At 70.9% G+C, this 5,668-nt stretch carries 5 protein-coding genes; all 5 read right to left on the bottom strand.

All coding sequences use genetic code 11. The features are described from left to right. Positions 1 to 7 precede the first annotated feature (7 nt). Genes VKH46_12750 through VKH46_12730 form a run of 5 tightly spaced genes read right to left on the bottom strand, consistent with a single transcriptional unit; the run spans position 8 to position 5,188 of the window. On the bottom strand, positions 8 to 1,525 hold the full coding sequence (locus VKH46_12750; GenBank protein ID HKB71706.1) for a UDP-N-acetylmuramoyl-L-alanyl-D-glutamate--2,6-diaminopimelate ligase: 1,518 nt from the start codon (positions 1,523 to 1,525) through the stop codon (positions 8 to 10). Further along, entirely contained in the window at positions 1,486 to 3,465 is a 1,980-nt protein-coding gene (locus tag VKH46_12745; protein HKB71705.1) for a penicillin-binding protein, read from the bottom strand. The genes VKH46_12750 and VKH46_12745 overlap by 40 nt, the downstream gene beginning before the upstream one ends. Next, a complete protein-coding gene (locus VKH46_12740) occupies positions 3,462 to 3,809 on the bottom strand; it encodes a hypothetical protein (protein HKB71704.1) in 348 nt (115 codons plus the stop codon). Before VKH46_12740 ends, VKH46_12745 begins: the two co-directional genes overlap by 4 nt. Further along, positions 3,806 to 4,735, bottom strand: a complete 930-nt coding sequence (rsmH, locus tag VKH46_12735; protein HKB71703.1) for a 16S rRNA (cytosine(1402)-N(4))-methyltransferase RsmH — start codon at positions 4,733 to 4,735, stop codon at positions 3,806 to 3,808. The genes VKH46_12740 and rsmH overlap by 4 nt, the downstream gene beginning before the upstream one ends. Before the next feature lie 6 nt (positions 4,736 to 4,741). After that, positions 4,742 to 5,188: a division/cell wall cluster transcriptional repressor MraZ gene (locus tag VKH46_12730; GenBank protein HKB71702.1), complete on the bottom strand. Its 447-nt coding sequence runs from the start codon at positions 5,186 to 5,188 to the stop codon at positions 4,742 to 4,744. Between the last annotated feature and the right edge of the window lie 480 nt (positions 5,189 to 5,668).

Raw genomic sequence — 5,668 nt, 5'->3', positions numbered from 1 at the left:
CTCACCTTCACGAGGACATCCGCCGCGCCGCGCGGACGCATTCCGCCGCGACGACGCGATCGTCGAAAGGATACTCTCGCTCGCCGATCACCTGCGTCGTCTCGTGGCCCTTCCCGGCGATCACCACCACCGAACGCGAGTTCGCGAGCTCGATCGCGCGCGCGATCGCCTCCCGCCGGTCGACGAACTTCAGGTACTTCGAGGCTCCGCCCGCGACGAGACCGCGCTCGACTTCCCGGAGGATCTCGGCGGGGTCCTCGCCGCGCGGGTTGTCCGAGGTCGCGATCGGAATGTCGGCGAGCTCGGCCGCCGCCCGCCCCATCGGCTCGCGCTTCCCGGGGTCGCGGTCGCCGCCGCACCCGAAGACGAGGATGAGCGTCCGGTCCGTCAGCTCCCGCACCGCGGAGAGGAGCCGCCGGAGCGCGTCCTCCGTGTGCGCGTAGTCGACGAGGATCGTGTACGGCTGGCCGGCGTCGACCCGCTCCATGCGTCCCGGCGCGCCCGGGTTCTGCGCCAGCTCGGCGACGATCGCCCCTTCCGGCACCCCGAGGGCCCGCGAGGCGGCCCAGGCGGCGAGGAGGTTCTCCACGTGGAAGCGTCCGACGAGCGGGCTTTCGATCCGTGCTTCCCCTTCCGCGCCCGCCGCGCGGAAGCGCGTTCCGGACAGCGACACCTCGATGTCCTCCGCGCGCCATCGCGCGGAGGGGTCCCCCGCGGGAGAAAACGTCACGACGGGAGGGGCGAGCCGGGCGGCCATCGCGCGTCCCCACGGGTCGTCCCCGTTGACGACCGCGGCGCCGCCGGCCTTCCGGAGCGCGAACAGCCGCTCCTTGGCGGCGCCGTAAGCCTCCATCGTCCCGTGGAAGTCGAGATGATCGCGCGTGAGATTCGTGAAGACCGCCGCGTCGAAGCGAACGCCCGAGACGCGCTCGAGCGCGACGGCGTGGGAGGAGACTTCCATCGCGCACGCGGGGACGCCGTCGTGAACCATGTCGCTCATCATCCGCGCGAGCGCATCCCCCTCCGGCGTCGTCCTCGGGGCCGCGCGGAACGTCTCGTTCCAGCCGTAACCGATCGTCCCGACGAACCCGCTCGATCCCCAGGCGCGGCGAAAGACGCCGGAGAGGAGCATCGCCGTCGTGGTCTTCCCGTTCGTACCGGTGACGCCGGCCAGGACGAGCTTTTTCCACGGATCGCCCAGCGCCCTCTGGCTCCAGACCGAGGCGGCTCGCCGCGGATCGTCGACGCGCACCCAGGGGACCGGGACCGGGAAGCCCTGCGGGCGCGGCCGGTCGGAAGCGACCGCGCAAGCGCCGCCGCGGACCGCCTCCGCCGCGTAGTCGAGACCGTCGGCGCGCTCCCCCGCGATCGCCACGAACAGCGCCCCGGGCGTCACGCGCCGGGAATCGGAAACCACCGAAGAGATCTCGGGGTTCGAGGGGGGTTCGACGGAGAGAGCGACCTCTTCGATGATCTCCTCGAGCTTCATGGAGAGGAGGACGATTCCGAAAGGCGGAGCCGGCACGTCATCCCCGGAACGATCGACGTTCCGGAGGGGGGCGTCTGCGAGACGACGAACCCGGAGCCCGAGAGCTCGGCGGCGAGACCGCGGCGCGAGAGCTCCGCGATCGCGCGCCGGGCCGGCAGGCCCGAGAGGTCGGGCATCTGCGATATCGGCGAGGACGCGGGGGACCGCCCGAGCGAAGCGGCGACGACGCCGGACGCGAAGACGGGGGCGCGCCGCGCGATCACGATCGGCGGGGCGGCCGGGGGCGCCGGCACTTCCGCCCCGTCGGGCGGGACTTCGAGGATCGCCATCGCGCGCGCGAGGATCCGGGAGAATACCGGCGCCGCGACCTCGCTCGCGAAGTACTGTCCGCGGGGCTCGTCGACGGTGACGACGAGCACGATCCGCGGGTGGTCGGCCGGAGCGTAGCCGGCGAACGTCGCGACGTACTTGTCCCGCGCATACCCGTGGCCGATCGCCTTCTGAGCCGTGCCGGTCTTGCCCGCGACGACGTATCCCGGGACCGCCGCGCGCTTCCCGGTGCCTTCGGAGACGACGCCCTTCAAGATCGTGTTCATCGCGCCGGCCGTTTCGGGCGAAAGCACGCGCCGCGGGGCGACCGCCGGCGGGAACCACTCGCCCCCGGCGGCGTCGACCGCCTTGCGGACCATCCGGGGCGCGACGCGGAGGCCGCCGTTGGCGATCGCGGACACCGCGACCGCGATCTGGATCGGCGTGACGGCGACCTCCTGTCCGAACGAGATCTCCGCGTTCGACAGGCCGCTCCAGCGCGAGACGTCGCGCAGGAGGCCCGGGTTCTCGCCGGGGAGGTCGATCCCGGTCGGGATTCCGATCCCGAGCGCGCGCGCCGAGTCGTACAGACGACGCGGTCCGAGCCGCAGTCCGACGCGCACCATCCCGACGTTCGAGGACTTCGCGATCACCTCGGAGAGCGGAATCACGCCGAATCGCTCGTGCTCGGCGTCGTGGATGAAGTACTTCCCGACCTGGATCGACCCCATCCCGCAGTCGACCGGATCGGAGGGCCCGGCCACGCCGGCCTCGATCACCGCCGCACCGGAGATCACCTTGAAGACCGAGCCCGGCTCGAAGCTGTCGGAGATGGGGCGGTTCCTCCAGGCCGACGGGGGGAAATCGCCGTAGCGGTTCGGATCGAAGCTCGGAACCGTCGCCATGGCGAGGACCTCTCCCGTGTCCGGATCCATCGCGACCGCGCTCGCGTCCTTCGCCCCGGTCTCGGCGAGCCCCGCGGCGAGCTCCTTCTCCGCGACGAACTGCAGGTCGCGGTCGAGCGTGAGCGAGAGCGCCGCACCGGGGCGTCCTTCGTGCCCGGGAATGGGAGTGAGCGCGTACTGCTCCTGCCGCGCGTCGCGCGAGACACGCATCTCTCCCTCGCGCCCGTGAATCATCCGGTCGTACTGGTATTCGAGCCCCGCGAGGCCGCGGCCGTCGACGCCGACGTAGCCGAGCGCGTTGCCGGCGAGCCCCTCGTTCGGATACGAGCGGCGGAGCTCCGGCAGCAGACCGACGCCCGGGAGCTTCATCGCCTTGAGCTTCGCGGCGGCGGCATCGTCGACCTGCCGCGCGATCCAGACGAAACCCTTGTCGGAGGAGAGCTTGCGGGAAACCTCCGCCGCAGGGATCCCGAGCGCGCCCGCGAGCTCGCGGGCCGCCCCGCGCGGGTCCTCGACCTTGTCGGGAACGGCGAAGACCGACGCCGCCTCGACGGAGACCGCGAGCTCGCGCCCCTGTCGATCGAGGATCGAGCCGCGCCGCGGCGGCAGGATGACGGTCCTCTCCTGCTGCTGCCGCGCCCGGGCCCGGTAGGAGTCTCCGCGGACGATCTGCAGCTGCACGAGCCGGAACGCGACGAGCGCGGCCCAGCCGCCCAGGAACGCGACGAAGATCGCGGCGCGGGCGGGACGAAGCGTGGTCACGGGCGCGGCTCCGCCGTGAAGGCGTAGATCTGGCCGGTTCGCGGAGGCACGAAACCGAACCGGGAGGCGTAGCGCGCCGTGCGCGCCGGGGACGTGGCCGAGGCGAGGCGGGCGAGGAGCTTCTGACGGTCTTCGAGGAGGCGCGCGACCGCGCGCCGGTCGCGGTCGATCGCGTAGCCGGTCTGGACCGTCTGGATGTGGAAACGCGTGTAGGCGAGGAGCGCGAACGCGATCGGCAGGACCGCCGCGACGAGCGCGGCGAGCTCCTTCCCGCGCCGTCCGTCCCGCTCGCGGGCGACCCGCGTGTTCTCGACGCGTTTGAACTGGGCGTACCCTGCGCTCACCGGACCTCCCCGATCTTCTCCGCGGCCCGCAGGCGCGCGCTTCGGGATCGCGGGTTGGCGGCGATCTCCGCGGCGCCCGGACGGATCGGCCGGCGCGTGAGGACGCGCAGGACGCGCTGCCCCCCGCAGACGCAGACGGGCATCCCGGGCGGGCAGAGGCAGCCCGCCGACTGGCGGCGGAACGTCTCCTTCACCTCGCGGTCCTCGAGGGAGTGGTACGAGAGCACGGCGATTCGGCCCTCGATCGCGAGCCGTTCGACCGCGATCTTCAGGAACCGCGACAGCGCGGCGAGCTCCTGGTTCACCTCGATCCGGAGGGCCTGGAAGACGCGCGTCGCCGGGTCGATCTCCCCCCGGCGGCCGGTGACGCCGGCGACGATGGAGGCGAGCCGGCGCGTGGTCGCGATCGGCTCCCGGGCGCGTTCCTCGACGATCCGCTGGGCGATCCTGTGGGCCATTCGTTCCTCCCCGTATTCGCGGAAGATCCGCGTCAGCTCCGCCGCGGGCGCGTTCGCCACGATGTCGGCCGCGGAGACTCCACCGGGCCCCATCCGCATGTCGAGAGGACCGTCGCGGCGAAACGAAAACCCGCGGCGAGCCTCGTCGATCTGCATCGAAGAAATTCCGAGATCGGCAAGAATTCCGACCGGAGAACGCTCGGCCGCGGCATCGAGCGCCGCGTCGAGCTCGGCGAAGTTTCCCAGGTGAAGAACCGCGCGGCCGCCGAATCGAGCCAGCCGCGTCCGCGCGAGCTCCAGCGCCTCGGGGTCCCGGTCGATCGCGAGCACGCGAACGCCGGGGTGCGCTTCGAGGAGCGCCTCGGCGTGGCCGCCCGCGCCTGCCGTCGCGTCCACGAACAGTCCCGGGCGGGGCGAGAGGACTTCGACCGTCTCGCGGAGGAGAACGGAAACGTGCGGAGCACCCATGTCGACCTAAAGCAGCAGCTTCGAGAGTTCGTCGTAGTCCTCCACCGTGAAGTCTTCGGCGGCGAGCCGGTCGCGCGTCGCCGCGCGGTCGGTGACGACCAGGTGATCGATGTTCCCCGTCACGACGACGTCGCCGGCGAGGTTCGACGTCTCGCGGAGGATCGCGGGAAGCAGCGCTCGACCCTGCCCGTCCATTTTTTCCTGCTTCCCGAAATAGTTGACGCGCTCGAGGAACTTCATCTTCGAGCGGTGCACGGCGGGCGCGGCGGCCAGCCTTTCCTCGATCCCCTGCCAGACCGGAAGCGGATACACGAGGGCGTCCCTGCCGTGAATGGAGGTCACGAACAGATCGGCGCCGAACGCTTCTTCGATCTGCCGTCGAAAAACGTTCGGAATCTTGAGCCGGCCCTTCTCGTCGATAGAGGCCGGTGCACTACCCCGAAAGCGATCCATATGGACCACTCCTATCCACTTTTTCCCAGAAAGATCCACGGCCATGTTAGGAGGGACCGTCCGTAACTGTCAAGAAGATTTGGAGGTTAGCTCCAGATCACGGCGTAAGGAAGGCGTTACCCGAACAGCCGGCGAGTCTGGGAGGCTGGGGCGTGACGCCAAGACTCGCGCGGCGCACGCGGCGACACCACGTCAGTGATGCAACCAGGCGCCGCTCGCAAGTTTCTCGCGTCAGCGTAATCGGCAAATTCACTCTCGAGTCAGCTCGAAACTTGAACGGCCCTCGCGCGAGCTTGGCGGCCGCGTCCTAAGTGCCCCTCCCCGGAAATAGCGTGCCATTTGCGCCTGCGGCTTGCGGACGAGGGCCAGACGCGTCGCGGGAGCAGATGCCGTTCGCATCGGGCCCGCGACGCAACGCCGCCATCGTTCGCAATGTGCGGGCGCCCTTCGGGTTCGGGCGGCGCGGGGCAATCTGCGGCG

The organism is Thermoanaerobaculia bacterium (assembly GCA_035260525.1).
Lineage (GTDB): Bacteria > Acidobacteriota > Thermoanaerobaculia > UBA5066 > DATFVB01 > DATFVB01.
Note: the sequence above shows the minus strand (reverse complement) of the source record. Positions and strands in the feature narration are given on the sequence as shown.

Excerpts from the sequence above, each read along its gene's own strand:
- rsmH (HKB71703.1), bottom strand. The coding sequence starts at position 4,735 with ATGGGTGCTCCGCACGTTTCCGTTCTCCTCCGCGAGACGGTCGAAGTC.
- VKH46_12730 (HKB71702.1), bottom strand. The coding sequence starts at position 5,188 with ATGGATCGCTTTCGGGGTAGTGCACCGGCCTCTATCGACGAGAAGGGC.